We start from the raw sequence: 16899 nt of genomic DNA on the forward strand, positions 1-16899 counted from the left end.
TGAAAATAAGATGAACAATTTTAAAAAACTATTTGGATTAGGACTGATTGTAGGGGTTGCATCAACCAGTTCCTGTCAGCAAAATGCTAAAAACACCAATGCCGAAACCAGCGATACGAGTAAGAAATCAAAATATTTATCGCAGCCTTTGATCAGCGAAATTTATACTGCTGATCCATCAGCACATGTTTTTGATGGCAAGATCTACATCTATCCATCGCACGATATTGAAGCTGGAACACCTGAAAATGATAATGGAGATCATTTTGACATGCGGGATTATCATGTTTTAAGTATGGATAGCATCAACGGCAAAGTAACGGATCATGGTGTGGCTTTGAGCGTGAAGGATATTCCCTGGGCTGGCCGTCAGCTTTGGGCGCCTGATGCAGCTTTTAAAAATGGAACCTACTATTTATATTTTCCTGTGAAGGATAAAAATGATGTTTTTAGAATAGGGGTGGCAACTTCTAAAAATCCGGCTGGTCCGTTTAAAGCAGAGCCTAAGCCAATTGAAGGAAGTTTCAGCATTGATCCGGCGGTTTTTACAGATACTGATGGTTCAACATATATGTACTATGGGGGGATCTGGGGCGGCCAGTTACAGCGCTGGAATAATGGAAAATATGATGCAAATGGTTCTAAAACAGATTCGCAAAAAGAAAATGAATCAGCTTTAACCGCCAAAGTTGTCAGGTTGAGTCAAAACATGTTAGGCTTTGATGAGCCTGTAAAAGATGTAGTGATTTTGGATGAAAATGGTAAGCCATTGTTAACAAAAGATCATGATCGCCGTTTCTTTGAAGGAGCCTGGATGCATAAGTACAATGGGAAATATTATTTTACCTATTCTACAGGCGATACACATTTGCTGGCTTCGGCAATAGGTGATAGTCCTTACGGTCCTTTCAAATATCAGGGAACGTTTATGAATCCTGTTGAAGGTTGGACCACTCATCATTCCATTATCGAAATTAAAGGTAAATGGTATATTTTTTATCACGATACACAACTTTCGGGTAAAACACATTTAAGAAATATCAAGGTAACAGAACTTACGCATAATGCCGATGGTACGATTGCTTTAATTGAACCAATGAAAAAGTAATTATTCCAACTTGCGAAGTCTCAAAGGGTTTGCGGGCGGTGCGACTTCGCAAGTTTTGTTGGTTTTGAAAGATGTTCCGATAGGCGGGATTTGGAAAAGGAAGTTCTTTAAAGGCTGACGAAGTTTTGCTCACACGCTTTCCGATCAAACTTCGTAAGTCAGTCCAACTTGCGAAGTCTCAAAGGGTTTGCAGGCGGTGCGACTTCGCAAGTTTTGTTGGTTTGGAAAGATGTTCCGATAGGCGGGATTTGGAAAAGGAAGTTCTTTAAAGACTGACGAAGTTTTGCTCACACGCTTTCCGATCAAACTTCGTAAGTCAGTCCAACTTGCGAAGTCTCAAAGGGTTTGCGGGCGGTGCGACTTCGAAAGTTTCAAAGTTTATCTGCTAATCGAGGTTTGCAAACCCCGGCTAACTTTAATACTCATCCAAATCAATTATTTCTCTTTATAAAAACAAAACTTTAAATTAGTTCGCTAAACCAAGCCCTAAACATGACCGAACCAAAACAACGTCTTCTTTCACTTGATTTTTTTAGAGGATTAACTGTAGCAGCAATGATATTGGTTAATAATCCGGGCAGTTGGGGTCATATTTATGCACCTTTAGAACATGCAGAATGGAATGGCTGCACACCTACTGATTTGATTTTTCCATTCTTTCTTTGGATTGTTGGTGTTTCAATTGCTTTTGCCATGAGCAGTAGTAAAGCCAATCCATCCACACATGGAACAACCATACTTAGGGCCATTAAACGAGGCGTTATTCTTTATTTGCTTGGATTTTTCCTGGCAATTTTTGGTAAAATCATGGGAGTGATCATCGATGGGAAAAGTTTGCTCGAAGCCTTTCAAACCGTTCGCTTATTAGGTGTGCTTCAGCGCATTGGGATTGTGTTTATCATCAGCAGCATCATTTTCTTAAAGTGCTCTGGTAAAACAATTTTCAGAGTGTTCATTATCATCCTGGCGGTTTATTGGGCATTGATGACTTTTGTTCCGGTTCCTGGAGTTGGTTATGCAAATATGGAAAAAGAAACCAACCTTGCCGCCTGGATAGATCGTGGAATTTTAACAGAATCACATACCTGGGCCGCTGCTAAAACCTGGGATCCTGAAGGTGTTTTAAGTACATTGCCGGCAATTGGTACCTGTTTGTTTGGTATTTTGGCTGGAATCTGGATGCGAAGAAAAGACGTGGATAATCCAACTAAAGTGGCCTGGTTGTTTACTGCGGGCATAGGTGCTGTCATTTTAGGCTTACTATGGGATCTTCAATTTCCAATAAATAAAGCTTTATGGACAAGCTCATATGTTTTGTATGCAGGCGGCTTAGCATCAGTTGGTTTGGCACTTTGTTATTGGCTAATAGATGTTCAGGGTTATAAAAAAATAACCACCCCGTTTGTTGTTTATGGTGTAAACGCCATTACTGTTTTTTTTCTGGCCGGTTTAATGCCGAGGGTTTTAAACTTAATTAAGTTTACCAATGCAGATGGAACGAAAACAGCCTTGCTGGAGAAATTTTATAAAACCTGCTACACACCATTTTTCTCTCCAATAAATGCTTCGCTCGTTTGGGCGATCAGTTATGTGCTTGGTTTTTATGTGCTACTGTACATCATGTATAAAAAGAATATCATCATTAAAGTTTAATTGTTAAATTGCCAGAACAATCGGTTGAACTAATCTATCTCTATACATTTAATTTTGAAGAAGAAAACGACTATATACGATATTGCTAAAGAGCTCAACATTACAGTTTCAACTGTATCAAGAGCTTTAAGTGGTTTTCCTGCAATAAGTGATGCAACTAAAAAAGCGGTTATAGAAACGGCAAGAAAATTAAATTATAGTCCGAATAAGTTAGCATCAGCATTAAAATCGGGTAAAACCCATATCATTGGTGTGATTGTACCCAGTGTTCAGGCACATTTTTTTGCCTCAATTATACATTGTATTGAAGATGGGTTGAAAGACAGTGGCTATAGGGTAATCATTTACCAATCTAATGAGTCAGTTGAAAATGAAATCAACGGAGTAAGAACTTTACTTGAGGCTCAGGTTGACGGAATTATGGCGTCAATGTCACTAGAAACGCAAGATGTATCTCACTTTGCAGAAATTATAAAACAGAATAAACCATTAATTCTCTTTGATCGTGTTCATGATGATTTAGCCGTGCCAACAATAACGCTTGATGATTTTAGAGCTGGCTATTTGGCAACGCAGCACCTGATTGACCGTGGTTATAAAAAGATTGCATTTGTTACAACTGTTCATCAAATCAAGATTTTTAATGATAGGTTAAAGGGTTATAAAGCAGCTTTGGCCGATAACGATCTGCCGGTAATTGATGAACACATCATCTTTGGTGGCTTATCCATTAAAGACGGCCGGTTTGGTGCAGGTAAATTAATGCGTAGTGCAAATAAGCCAGATGCAATAGTGGCCGGTGATGACTTTACCGCTTTGGGCGTAATTAAAAAACTTAAAGAAATTGATGAAACTCCTCCTGAAGTTGGGGTGATCGGTTTTGCCAATGAAGCTTTTTCAGCATATATTACTCCGAATCTCTCAACAATAGATCAGCATCCTTCACAAATAGGGAGGGAATGCGCTAAGATGTTCTTGAAGATGGTTCATCAGGAAAGTCCTTATAAAAAGATTGAACATATTGTGCTCGATCCAACGGTTGTGGAAAGGCAATCTACAGGTAAATTGCCTTGATATATCAACCGAAAAGCGTTTTGCTGATTCCCATTTCCAGGCCACGTATTTCTGCCAGGCCTTTTAATCGTCCAATGGCCGAATAACCAGGATAAGGGTTTTTAGCTAAATCATCCAACATCTGATGACCGTGGTCAGGTCTCATTGGAATTTCCCGGTTCTCGGCATGCATTAATTTTACGGCTTCCTTTACCAGTGTGTACATATCGGCGTCGCCTTCAAGGTGGTTGGCTTCGAAGAAATTTCCGTCTTTATCCCGTTGCGTACTCCTTAAGTGCAGGAAATATATTCTTGAACCTAACCGTTTAATCATCCCTGGCAGGTCATTATCTGGTCTTGCGCCAAATGACCCGCTGCAAAAACAAAAACCATTTGATTTAGCCGGTACTTTATCTATAATATATCGGGCATCTGCTTCTGTGCTCATGATTCTTGGTAAACCCAGGATAGGATAGGGCGGATCATCCGGATGGATGGCCATTTGCATTTCATGTTCATCGGCAACGGGTGTAATCTCTGATAGAAACTGGGTGAGGTTATCTCTTAATACCTCTGCTGTTATGCCTTTAAAACCATCAAGCAGCGAAAGCACCTGCCCGGGTGTAAAATGATCTTTGCTTCCCGGCAAACCCTGCAGGCAATTCCCCATTAACGTTTTTTTATCTTCATCTGTTAAATTAGTGAAATAATGAGTTGCTTTTTCTATTTCTTCTTTTGAGTAATCAAGCCCAGCATCGGGTCTTTTTAATAAAAACAAATCAAATGCAATAAAAGCAGTTTTTTCAAAGCGTAGGGCTAAAGCGCCGGTGCTGGTTTCATACTTCAGGTTGGTGCGCATCCAATCCAGTACCGGCATAAAATTGTAAGTAATTACTTTAATTCCACAAATGGCCAGATTAACTAAACTGATTTTGTAATTTTCTATCCAGGTTTTGTAATTGCCTGCCCGCTTTTTTATATCCTCATGTACAGGTAAACTTTCTACCACACTCCAGCTCATGCCAGATTTTTCTATTTCCTGTTTTCTTTTTTCTATTTCATCGACAGTCCATATTTCTCCAACAAGTATATGGTGCAGTGCAGTAACCACACCTGTGCAGCCAGCTTGTTTTATATCTGCCAAGCTAACAATATCGCCGGGCCCATACCAGCGCATGGTTTGTATCATTTTCATATTTTATAAAGATTGATTTTTATATTATGCAATCGGTACAGGATAAAAGTACGCCATTTTTGCCGATTTAATCGCTATTTAAAATAAATTAAAAAATATTTTATGCAATCGGTTGCAAATTCGTTTTTTAATTTCTACTTTTATCATAACCAAATATACTTAAGCTCCATTCGCCACTTCAAAACAGGTGAATAGAATCTTAAGGTTATTTAAAACACAGCTAATGACTGTTAATTAAATTGAACCTTTTATGAGAAAACCTAGACAAAAAATCTTTTTGCAGCGTATGGTTATGCTAATACTTCTATTAGGCCTGACCCCAACATTGCTGTTTGCCCAAAAAATTTTAAAGGGAAAAGTATTAGATGAAAAAAATCTGCCCTTGCCTGGAGCAGGTATTAAACTCAAGATTTCCGGAAAATCTACAGTTGCTGGTGATGATGGAAGTTTTACCATCAGTGCTCCTGAAAATGAGATGGCGCTGATCATATCCTTTATTGGTTATCCATCGCAGGAGATAGAGATCAAAAACGGAGTTTCCACTTACAACGTTACCTTGACTCCCGATTCAAAAAATCTGAATGAAGTTGTGGTAATCGGTTATGGTACGCAAAAACGGCGTGATGTAACCGGCTCGGTTGTATCGGTAAGTGGTAATACACTAAGAGAAGTGCCAACGGCAAACATACAGCAAGCTTTACAGGGGCGAGCTGCCGGTGTGGAGGTGCAAACTGTTGGTACCCGTCCGGGTTCTGATGCTCAAATCCGTATCCGTGGTGAACGTTCAATAAATGCTTCCAATAATCCTTTGATTGTTTTGGATGGAATACCGTATGCCGGCTCATTGAACGACATTAACCCCGGAGATATTGCCTCGGTTGATATCTTGAAAGATGCTTCAGCAACAGCTATTTACGGTTCAAGGGGAGCGAATGGGGTAATTCTGGTAACCACAAAAAGAGGCGTTACAGGAGATACACGCGTTTCATTCAACACCTATTATGGTATTAGCGATGTGATCAATAAATATCCTGTTTACAATGCTGACCAATATAGGGCCATGCGCGATATCTCTACCTTTGTACAGGGGTATACTGCAGACGAACTTCAGGGCATAGCGACTGGTAGAAATACAGATTGGCAGGATTTAATGTATCAAAAAGGTTTTATAACCGATAATAACATTACCATAAGTGGTGGTGGGGAAAAAGGCCAGTTTTCTTTTGGTGGCGGTTATTTTAAACAGACTTCTGTTTTACCTAATCAGGATTTTTCCCGCGGTTCCATTAAGGGTTCGGGTGATTTTAGGATAGGCAAACGGGTAAAAGCAGGTTTTACCAATTTAACTAATTATAATATTACTAATGGCTCTCAGTTTGGTATTAATGTGTTTCCAATTTTATCATTAAGCCCTTTATCATCGCCATATAATCCAGATGGATCAATTAATGTGAAACCTGCCGGAAATATAGATGATTTTAACACCACATATAGCCCATTATTAATTAAAGATAAAAATGATAGCTGGGTGGATAGGGTAAGACGTTTTAATACCTTTAACAGTTTATTTGGAGAGGTTGAAATTATTGATGGATTGAAATACCGTTTAAATGCGGGTTTGAACTTCAGTCAGCAAGAGGGAGATCAATTTAGAGGTACCAATAGCTATTTTAGACCAGGATTGGGAAATACCGCTTCAGTTAACAATTCGGTTTCTACCAGTTATACTTTAGAAAACCTATTAACCTATGATAAAACCTTTGCCAAAAAACACCGCGTTACGGTTACAGGGTTATATAGTTTTCAACGCGATCAATTTCATAATACTTCCGTATCTAAAGATTCAATCTCAGCTGATTTTGTCCAGTTTTACAACTTAGGGCAATCAAACAGTACGCCATATGCAGTATTAGGAGGAAGCGAATCAACAGCTACGATTATATCTTATATGCTTCGTGCCAATTATGTGTTCAATGATAAGTATATGTTAACTGTTACCGGGCGTATAGATGGTTCGTCACGTTTAGGTGTAGGCAATAAATACAAACAATATCCGGCAGTTTCGGCAGGATGGAACATCAGCAATGAAGAATTTATGAGTAATTTGAAAACGGTATCGAACCTGAAATTGAGAGCTGGTTTTGGTACCACCTCTAACCAGGCCATTGATGTGTACAGCACGCTTGGAGGAGTATCAAACGGAACCGCTGCCCAACCTGTACGGTATAATTACGGAACCTCATCGGTTGCGGGTTATTATATCTCCAGAATTGTTGATCCGAATTTAGATTGGGAATATACCAGAACAACAAATCTTGGATTGGATTTTGGCTTGCTTGATAACCGCATTACCGGTGCAATTGATTGGTACACCGCACATACCAATAAATTATTATATGGTGTAAGTCTTCCTCCAACTTCGGGGATAGAAGGCACATATTTAACCAATGTTGGAGAAGTAAGCAATAAAGGATTTGAATTTTCTGTATCAAGCCTGAACATTAAAACAACAGGTGGTTTTACCTGGAGTACCGATTTAAACTTCTTTATCAATAGAAATAAGTTGTTAAAAATCAATGGCAATGTTGATCGGGTAATCGAAAGTCAATTATTTATTGGTCAACCATTATCTGTAATATTCGACTATAAGAAATTAGGAATCTGGCAAATAAACGAAGCTGCAGAAGCAGCAAGATATGGAGCTGTACCAGGTCAAATCAAATTAGAAGATAATAATGGCATAGATGCCAGTGGAAATTTAACAGGCCAACCAGATGGAAAGATCGATCAAAATGATAAAACATTTGTAGGTAGCGGTCAGGCAAAAATACAAGGTGGTATTACCAACCGTTTTTCTTACAAAGGATTTGATTTCTCTTTTGTAGCTTATGCACGTATCGGCGGAACATTAGTGAGTCAAACGCATCAAACGCTGGCAGGTTATTTAACCATTAACAATGGTGTTAGAAATGGATTAGCTGTCGATTACTGGACACCAACTAACCCAACCAATTCTTTCCCGATGCCCGCTGCACAAATCAGTCCACAAAATGATGCCTGGTCTACTTTAGGTTATTATGATGCAAGTTTTGTGAAAATTAGAAGTATGAACCTGGGGTATACATTCTCTCCTTCTCTTACTAAAAGAATGGGCGTACAATCTCTAAGAGTATATGCTACTGCACAAAATCCTTTTATCCTGTTTTCTCCATATGTTAAAGCAGGAGGTGTAGATCCTGAGCCTACGGGTACAGGTAATCAGGGGGTGAGCAATCCGAATAATTTGTCAACCAGAGCATTAACCATTAGTGCTACTGTACCTTCAACAAGATCATTTCTGTTAGGGTTAAATATTAATTTATAATCACGCAATAAAATGATGATCATGAAAATCAAATTAAAAATAACAGCCATTGTTTTATTTGCTGTAATCTTATTTACAGCGGGCTGTAAAAAAGCATTAGAAGAACGCCCGTACACGGCTTTTACCACCGATTATTTTAAATCTGCTGATGGTTTGCAAGCAGCAATCAATTCTGTTTATGCTGGTATGCGTTATGATTATGGCCCGAATGGTGCATTGGGTTTAATGAATATGGGCACAGATGAGTGGACCTTTGGGGATCAGGTGCTTACCGGACAGGAAAATAATTTTTTAGAACTTGGAACCTATAAGCTTGCGGCTACCAACGGCGCTATTTTAACCCCGTGGAACCGTAATTATTCAAGCATTAATTTGTGTGCAGCCATATTGCAATACGCTCCAAGTGTAGATATGAATGCAACTGCCAAAAATGTAATCATGGGAGAAGCACGTTTTTTAAGAGCTTTAAATTATTTGTTGCTTGTGCAACAGTTTGGTGCTGTACCGGTTGATTTAGGTTCGGGAGATTTAGTATTTACTGATGTTGCTTATTATGGCTTTAACCGTTTCCCTTTAAATGATGTATTGGCAAAGGATTATAACGCAATGATTGAAGATTTAATTTTTGCATCTCAGAATTTACCAGTTCAACGGCCTGCAAATGCTTTTAAACTATCACAATCTGCAGCTTTGTCTCTGCTGTCAAAAGTATATCTGTTCAGGGCATACTCTTCGGTAAAACAATCAACCGATTTTAAAAATGCATACGAAACCGCTATGGAGCTGATTAATAACAAATCAAAATACGGGGTAGAATTATTACAGGATTTCGGCATGGTGCATAAACAAGGTAATGATTACAACAGAGAGATTTTATATTCAGTTGAACGTTTACCACTTAACAACCTAAATAACGAAACGCCTAACCCGGGTAGCGACTTTACAGGAAAGGTTAACATCGCGAATAACTTTTTTAACTGTAACTACCAGGGTGCTGCAGTTATTGGAGGGGTATCTTTAATTGATGACAGACCATTACCTTACGGTCGTCCATTACGTCGTTTTGCTCCTACACCATGGATTTGGAACACTGCTTTTGCTGATAAAACAAATGATAGCCGCTATCATAACACTTTCAGAACCGTTTGGAAAATCTCGACTTTAAGAACAGGAGCTGATTTAGAAACGTTTAGAAACAATCTTGCTGCTCAGGGATTAAAGATTGGCGATACGGCTATATTTTTAGCACCTACCGATGCCAATGCGATAGCTTTAAGAGCAGCAGGTAAAAAATATAAAGTATTGGGACCATCCGAATATTATACCAATCAAAATACAACAAATAACCTTTATCCAAATCTTAAAAAGTATGATGATAGTGTAAGAAACAACTTTAATGATGTTTCTGGCCGTCCGTTTATTGTTAGTAAATTTTCTGAAGTTTATTTGCTGGCTGCTGAAGCTGCTTTACAAGACGGACATCCTGCCGATGCAGTTCCTTTGTTAAATGAGATTAGAAGAAGAGCCGCTTACAGACCAGGTTTAAGTGATGCTACACTAACAGCCAGACAGAATGCAATGTTAATTTCTGTGGGACAAGTAACTCTTGATTTTATTTTAGACGAAAGGACCAGAGAACTTTGCGGAGAAAGTTTACGTTGGCCGGATTTAGCCATGCGAAATAAATTGGTAGAACGCGTAAAAGCTTACAATGTTGATGGTGCGCCTAATGTGCAAAATTATCACAATTTACGCCCAATACCTCAAAGCCAAATTAACAGTGTTACAGATGCTGACAGAGCAAGGTATCAAAACCCAGGTTACTAACCCATTAAACAATAAATAAAGATGAAGAAACAACATATCATATCCGCTTTATTACTGGGTACAGTAGTATGGGTATCATCTTGTAAAAAAGATATTTACAATGGTGCAAACAGCACTTTAACATCGCCCTTTTCAGATTCAACGGGCGTATTGAAATCTGCTGCCTCTTTTCCTGTTGGAATTGCAATTGAATACGATTTATTAAAAAACAATTCAACTTATAGAAATACTATTTTTCGAGAAGCAAATAGTGTTACATTTGCCTATCAAATGAAACACGGAGCCATAGTTCAATCGGATGGGACGCTTAATTTCACCAAAACCGATGAAATGGTAAAAACTGTTAGTGATGCTGGCATTTCAATTTTTGGACATGTTTTGGCCTGGCATCAAAATAATAATGGAGCCTATCTTCGCACACTTAGTGGAGGATCAACAGCAGCAGCACCAAACTTGCTGGCAAATCCTGGTTTTGAACTTGGTAGCGGGGCCAGTTTTACGAATTGGAGTGCTTATAATGGGGCTTCCTCTTTTAGTGCCGGGACTACGGCTGCTGAAGTACATGGAGGTTCAAGATCTCTAAAAGTAGTAAACCCTACAGATAATGCAGGTGGACAGTGGAGAGTTCAAATGGCAAGCGATTTATTTAATACAACAACTGGTTCAGACTACAAGGTTTCATTTTGGATAAAAGCTACCGCTGGTGGTGGTTCAATGCGTTTGTCTACCGCACCTACAGCTTCTTATCAGGGTGACCAAACCATTGGTACAGATTGGCAACAGATAACCTGGACTTTTACTGCTAGAGAGTCTGCAACAAGAATCCTTTTTGATATGGGTTTAAAGGCGAATACTTATTATATTGATGATGTAAGTGTCGTAGATGCGGCATTGGGTACACCTCCTACAGGTGCCGAAATAGCCACTAAGGTAGATGCCGCCTTAAAAACTTTTGTACAAGGCATGGTAACGCATTATAAAGATAAGGTGCATGCCTGGGATGCAGTTAATGAATGCCTTAGGGATGATGGTACCTTACGTGTAGGTCCTTATGATTCGGCAAGCGAGCCAAGCGATACGTTTTACTGGGGACAATATTTAGGTAAAGATTATATTAAAAATACCTTTACCTATGCAAACCAGATTGATCCTACTGCTTTACTTTTTATTAATGATTACAACCTGGAATCGAGCACTGCGAAATTAAATGCGCTTGTTAACTTAATTAATGAGTTGAAAACAGCAGGAGTTCCAATTCATGGTGTAGGTACACAAATGCACTGTAATATCAATACTAAATATGCCGATATTGATAACATGTTTAAAAAACTGGCCTCAACAGGATTAAAAGTTCGTATTTCGGAATTAGATGTGCGCTTAAATCCTGCTGAAAAGGTTGGCGATGTAGCTGCTTCTCCTACCTTACAAACGCTTCAGGCCAACATGTACAACTATGTTGTTAAATCTTATCTTCAGAACGTGCCTGCCGCACAACAACATGGCATTACCGTTTGGGGAGTAACTGACGCAGACAGCTGGATTGTGGTAAATCAAAAGAAAAATGATGCACCGTTATTGTTTAAAAAGGATTATGGTAAAAAGCCCGCATACGCAGGTATGTTGCAGGCTTTAAAAGGACAATAGTATATTTATTTTAATTTTAGCGCAACCCTGGTTTTGAAAAAAATCAGGGTTTTTTATTTATCGCCACTTCAAAAGGTGAAGCGGGTAAACCTGCGCTGTTATATAAATTTGCTCCTTCAGGATTATCTGCCCAGGCGTAACGGACATAAACAGGTTTTAAGATATCATTACTCGAAACGAAAATTTTATCTCCCTTGATTTCAGCTTTGGCCCAAACAAATTTCCGATCAACACCGGCAATAGAAAAGTAGTGTAGCGCTGTATTGCCTTTAGCAATGAGGCCTTTTCCAATGTTATTGAAAGTTAAAACCAGTTTGTTTTCTTGTGATATTATTGATTTGACTGTAGGACCGGAATGTACAACTTTTTTATTGCCATAAATAAGATGTTCTGCCTGCAAGGCCAACCTTTTTCCCACGTCTTTTTTATTTAACGGATGAATGTCATTCCATTCGCCCAAATCTATCGCAACAGCCATTGCTGTATTTTTAATAGATTGTAAGCGGCGTTGTTGTTCTCTTAATTCTGCCCAGGCACTTTCTGTTGGATTCTTTTTAGCATCCATAAAACCAGGAAGTTGCACATATAAAAATGGTAAATTTTGATCGTTGAAAGTAGTCCTCCAATCTGCAATCAAATTTTGCATCAAAAAATAATATTCTTTTGGATTTCCGGTATTGGCCTCTCCCTGATACCACAATGCAGCTTTTATTTTAAGATTTTTTAGTGGGGCGATCATTGCATTATACAAACCCACGGCTTTCCATCTGATAAAAGTTTGTGATGGGGTAGGTTCCATTTTTGTGCCTAACTTATATTTCCATTTTCCACTTAAATTAATGGTATCATTATTTGCAATCAGTAAATATTCTTTATCCGATACAAAACCCCCGTTACCCGAATTATTAATTATCCGAACCGTTATTGTATTTTTTCCTTCTTTTAAAATTCCGGCATTAAATAGGTATCTTCTGGGTGGATACTGATAACTTGTTGTACCTGCAAATTCTCCGTTGATGAAAACTGAATCGGCATCAACAATTCGTCCAAGCAATAGTTTAGCAGGTTTTCCAACCATTGATTTTGGAACCATTATATCTTTTTTAAACCAAACTGCACCATTGGTTTTGCCCATTGGTTCGTCAACCCAATAACCAGGAATACTCATCTCTGCCCAGCTGTCGTGGTTTATGTTGCTTTTCCAGTTGTTTTTTAAGCCTTCATCAGAAGAATTTAATTTGGCATACCAGGCGTTGGATAAAGCCTGATCAGCACTTTCAATTTGCTTAATTAACTGGTCATCTTTAAATTTTTGAGCTTCAGCTTCATATTGAGGAAAGTTCTTTATGGCTGCTTCACTGATCCAGGCTTGTGCGGGCGAGCCACCTAATGCAGCATTAATAATCCCAACCGGAACTTTGTTTTTTTTATTGATATCCAATGCAAAAAAATAAGCAACACCTGAAAATTCCAGTACATTTTTAGGGTTAGCAAATTGCCATGAACCACTTGAAAAATCTTTTCTCTGCTGCTTAAAGTCATATTCATCAGGTACTAAAAATTGCCTGATGTTAGGATTGTTGCTATTGGCAATTTCGCTCGGGTATTTGTCGATCAATCTGCCAATTGGCAACTCCATGTTTGATTGTCCGCTGCATAGAAATACATCGCCAAATAAGATATCCTTGAGCGTTAGGGTATTTTTTGCCGAAAAAACCATCTCATAAGGACCGCCTGCTTTTTGTGGTGGGAGTTTAATTGCCCACTCGCCATTTTTATTGGCATTGGTTTGGTAAGTTTTGTTATTAAATTTTAAAGAGATGTGCTCATTTGGCGAAGCCCATCCCCATACTTTGGTGGTGTCGTTTCTTTGAAGCATCATTCCGTTGCTGATCAGCTTGGGGAATTTGATCTGTGCAAAACAGATAGAATTTCCTATTAATAAAATTGAAACTAATGGCCACTTTTTCATTATGGATAAGAATAAGGTTAATTTTTTTGAATGCCTATATTTTTGCTTCGGTATTTACAGAAACGTCTTGTACCTTAAGATTAATTGAAAATATCATCAACAGGAAAGACAAAAAATCAATTTTGCGATTATAAATTCGGTTAGATACTGAAGCACTAAAATAAGAAAAAAATTAACTTCTGCAATCGGTTGCATTTTTTGGTGTTGATTTCATCGAAATTTGAACGACTGAGGAAGTTTAAGTGGGTTTGCGTGTGAGGGAACTTCGTCAGTCTTTATGAGGATGGCTTTTAGACTGTCGAAGTCCAGCCATGCTCTTTGCCTTTGAGACTTCGCAAGTTGGAGGACTCCGGCTTACGAAGTTTAAGTGGGTTTGTGTGTGAGGGAACTTCGTCAGTCTTTGAGGGGATGTCTTTTAAACTGTCGAAGTCCAGCCACGCTGTTTGCCTTTGAGGCTTCGCAAGTTGAACAACTCCGACTTACGAAGTTTAAGTGGGTTTGTGTGTGAGGGAACTTCGTCAGTCTTTGAGGGGATGTCTTTTAAACTGTCGAAGTCCTGCTACGCTCTTTGCCTTGAGACTTCGCAAGTTGAACAACTCCGACTTACGAAGTTTAAGTGGGTTTGTGTGGGAGGGAACTTCGTCAGTCTTTGAGGAGACGTCTTTAAAGTGTCGAAGTCCAGCCACGCTCTTTACCTTTGAGACTTCGCAAGTTGAACAACTCCGGCTTACGAAGTTTAAGTTGGTTTGTGTGAGGGAACTTCGTCAGTCTTTGGGGAGACGTCTTTAAACTGTCGAAGTCTTGCAGCGCTCTTTACCTTTGAGACTTCGCAAGTTGAACAACTCCGGCTTACGAAGTTTAAGTTGGTTTGTGTGAGGGAACTTCGTCAGTCTTTGGGGAGACGTCTTTAAACTGTCGAAGTCCTGCTACGCTCTTTATCCTTTGAGGCTTCGCAAGTTGAACAACTCCGGCTTACGAAGTTTAAGTTGGTTTGTGTGTGAGGGAACTTCGTCAGTCTTTAAGGAGACGTCTTTTAAACTGTCGAAGTCCAGCCACGCTGTTTGCCTTTGAGGCTTCGCAAGTTGAATAAAAAATCCCCGCTTTTTGGGGCGGGGATTTCACTTTATAAAAATTCTAATCTGGAAACTTCCAACGAACAAAAGCTTCCATCGCTTCGTACTCCGCAAGGCCTAAATCATCGTAGGCTTTTGCGGTTTCGCGGTTGCGATCTTCGGCACGTTGCCAAAACTCTCTTGAATCATCGCCAGGAAAAACAGCTCTGTCTTTTTGGCTCTGGTGTTTGAAGATTGCGTACTTTTTGCGCTCCAACTCTTGAGGAGAGATCGGCACTGCCATTTCAATCTCGTGAGTTTCAAACTCATGCCAGGCACCACGATACATCCATAACCAACAATCCTGCGCCCAGGCCTCGGTTTTGCGTAAACGGGTTAGTGCAGCTAAAATGATATTGAAACAAACAATGTGTGTTCCATGAGGATCCTCAAAATCGCCGGCAGCAAAAACCTGTTGAGGTTTAACTTTTTGTAAAAGCTCTATCGTCAGTTCAATGTCGGCATTGGTAACAGGGTTTTTCTGGTTCTTTCCACTCTCATAGAATGGAAGCGCCTGAAAGTGGATATGATCGTCCTCTAAACCGCAGTAACGTGCTCCTGCAATGGCTTCTCCCTTTCTGATCAATCCTTTTACAGTCTGGATTTCCGGGGTATCAACCTGATTGGGTTTCTTTTGCTCAATGAAAGTCCTCATTTTGTTATAAAGATCTTTCAATTGTGTGTTATCCATGCCCATCTTCTCAGTAAAATCTACATTGAACTCCACGAAGCGCAAAGCATCATCATCCCAAACAGCAGTGTTACCCGAGGTTTGATAAGCTACGTGAACATCATGTTTTTGATCAACCAATCGGATGAATGTACCGCCCATTGAGATTACATCATCATCCGGGTGTGGAGAAAAGATAATAACACGTTTTTTAGCAGGTTCAGCTCTTTCCGGACGCTGAGAATCATCAGCATTTGGTTTTCCGCCTGGCCAACCTGTAATGGTGTGCTGTAATTTATTGAAAATATGGATGTTGATATTATAAACCGGTCCCTTTTCAGTGGCCAGTTGTGCCATGCCATTGTTATTGTAGTCGTCTTCTGTTAATTTCAGGATTGGTTTTTTAAGTGTGTTCGCCAGCCAGATCACTGCTTTACGAATTAAGGCATCAGTCCAGATACAATCCTTAACCAGCCAGGGCGTATCAAAACGAGTTAAATCTGATGCTGCAGGTTCATCCAGAATGAACTCCACATTATCTGATAGCTGAAGGAAAGTAGCAGGAACATCGCCAGAAATCTCTCCCTCAACAGCTTTTTTAATAATAGAAGCTTTTTTACGGCTCCAGGCCATCAATATAATCTCTCTGGCTTTGAAGATCGTACCAATCCCCATTGTAATAGCTTTGGTTGGTACAAAACTTTTTCCGCCAAAATCCCTTGCTGCATCGCGGCGGGTAAGATCATCAAGAGTTACCAGGCGGGTTCCGGAGTTTGGCGCTGAACCAGGTTCATTAAAACCAATGTGACCTGTACGACCGATACCAAGAATCTGGATATCAAGCCCACCTAAATCGCCAATCTTCTTCTCGTAATCAAGACAAAAAGCCGGGATTTCCTCAAGAGGAAGTGTTCCATCGGGAATGTGAACATTATTTTTATCAATGTCAATATGATCGAAAAGGTTTTCGTTCATGAAGGTAACGTAACTTTGTGCCGCATTTGGCTGCATTGGATAATACTCATCCAAGTTGAAAGTAATTACATTCCTGAAACTTAAGCCCTCTTCTTTATGCAGTCTTACCAATTCGGAATAAACTGCAATTGGGGTTACACCTGTTGCTAAGCCCAGTACTGCAGGTGCATTGCTTGCTTGTTTTGATTTAATGAGGTTAGCGATTCGATGCGCCACATTAATTGAAGCAATTTTTGGATTTTCGAACACGCTCACAGGGAGTTTCTCGAAGCGTGTCTCCTCCAGTAGATTTAATCTAGCCATTTTTTTTTATGGTTTTTAATGTA

At 39.4% G+C, this 16899-nt stretch carries 9 protein-coding genes; 6 read left to right on the forward strand and 3 right to left on the reverse strand.

The genetic code is table 11. The features are described from left to right. Nucleotides 1–10 precede the first annotated feature (10 nt). The 3 genes from DU508_RS07030 to DU508_RS07040 all read left to right on the forward strand — a co-directional run bounded on the left by DU508_RS07030 (nt 11) and on the right by DU508_RS07040 (nt 3835). A complete protein-coding gene (locus tag DU508_RS07030) occupies nt 11–1108 on the forward strand; it encodes a glycoside hydrolase family 43 protein (RefSeq protein WP_115402129.1) in 1098 nt (365 codons plus the stop codon). 492 nt (nt 1109–1600) lie between these two features. Continuing rightward, on the forward strand, nt 1601–2761 hold the full coding sequence (locus DU508_RS07035) for an acyltransferase family protein (RefSeq protein ID WP_115402130.1): 1161 nt from the start codon (nt 1601–1603) through the stop codon (nt 2759–2761). Nucleotides 2762–2815: 54 nt separating this feature from the next. After that, a complete protein-coding gene (locus tag DU508_RS07040; protein WP_115402131.1) occupies nt 2816–3835 on the forward strand; it encodes a LacI family DNA-binding transcriptional regulator in 1020 nt (339 codons plus the stop codon). Nucleotides 3836–3839: 4 nt separating this feature from the next. Here DU508_RS07040 and uxuA read toward each other — a convergent pair whose 3' ends face one another. Beyond that, nucleotides 3840–5009: a mannonate dehydratase gene (gene uxuA / locus DU508_RS07045; protein WP_115402132.1), complete on the reverse strand. Its 1170-nt coding sequence runs from the start codon at nt 5007–5009 to the stop codon at nt 3840–3842. 250 nt (nt 5010–5259) lie between these two features. Here uxuA and DU508_RS07050 point away from each other — a divergent pair, with 250 nt between their 5' ends. From DU508_RS07050 to DU508_RS07060, 3 genes are read left to right on the forward strand one after another with little or no spacing between them, the layout of a single operon-like run. Beyond that, nucleotides 5260–8373: a SusC/RagA family TonB-linked outer membrane protein gene (locus DU508_RS07050; protein ID WP_115402133.1), complete on the forward strand. Its 3114-nt coding sequence runs from the start codon at nt 5260–5262 to the stop codon at nt 8371–8373. A 21-nt stretch (nt 8374–8394) separates the two neighbouring features. Beyond that, entirely contained in the window at nt 8395–10200 is a 1806-nt protein-coding gene (locus DU508_RS07055; protein WP_158542135.1) for a RagB/SusD family nutrient uptake outer membrane protein, read from the forward strand. Between the two features lie 21 nt (nt 10201–10221). Next, nucleotides 10222–11844: an endo-1,4-beta-xylanase gene (locus tag DU508_RS07060; protein ID WP_115402135.1), complete on the forward strand. Its 1623-nt coding sequence runs from the start codon at nt 10222–10224 to the stop codon at nt 11842–11844. Nucleotides 11845–11887: 43 nt separating this feature from the next. Here the strand turns inward: DU508_RS07060 and DU508_RS07065 are convergent, their stop codons facing one another. Then, nucleotides 11888–13816 carry a sialate O-acetylesterase gene (locus tag DU508_RS07065; protein ID WP_115402136.1) on the reverse strand — a complete coding sequence of 643 codons (1929 nt, stop codon included), beginning with the start codon at nt 13814–13816 and terminating at the stop codon, nt 11888–11890. Nucleotides 13817–14950: 1134 nt separating this feature from the next. After that, nucleotides 14951–16876: a glucosamine-6-phosphate deaminase gene (gene nagB, locus DU508_RS07070; RefSeq protein ID WP_115402137.1), complete on the reverse strand. Its 1926-nt coding sequence runs from the start codon at nt 16874–16876 to the stop codon at nt 14951–14953. Nucleotides 16877–16899: the final 23 nt, after the last annotated feature.

Origin of the sequence: Pedobacter chinensis, assembly GCF_003339865.1 — a bacterium.
GTDB classification, from domain to species: domain Bacteria; phylum Bacteroidota; class Bacteroidia; order Sphingobacteriales; family Sphingobacteriaceae; genus Pedobacter; species Pedobacter chinensis.

Coding starts and splice junctions, on each gene's coding strand:
- DU508_RS07030 (WP_115402129.1), top strand. CDS start 11: ATGAACAATTTTAAAAAACTATTTGGATTAGGACTGATTGTAGGGGTT.
- DU508_RS07035 (WP_115402130.1), top strand. CDS start 1,601: ATGACCGAACCAAAACAACGTCTTCTTTCACTTGATTTTTTTAGAGGA.
- uxuA (WP_115402132.1), bottom strand. CDS start 5,009: ATGAAAATGATACAAACCATGCGCTGGTATGGGCCCGGCGATATTGTT.
- DU508_RS07050 (WP_115402133.1), top strand. CDS start 5,260: ATGAGAAAACCTAGACAAAAAATCTTTTTGCAGCGTATGGTTATGCTA.
- DU508_RS07055 (WP_158542135.1), top strand. CDS start 8,395: ATGAAAATCAAATTAAAAATAACAGCCATTGTTTTATTTGCTGTAATC.
- DU508_RS07060 (WP_115402135.1), top strand. CDS start 10,222: ATGAAGAAACAACATATCATATCCGCTTTATTACTGGGTACAGTAGTA.
- DU508_RS07065 (WP_115402136.1), bottom strand. CDS start 13,816: ATGAAAAAGTGGCCATTAGTTTCAATTTTATTAATAGGAAATTCTATC.
- nagB (WP_115402137.1), bottom strand. CDS start 16,876: ATGGCTAGATTAAATCTACTGGAGGAGACACGCTTCGAGAAACTCCCT.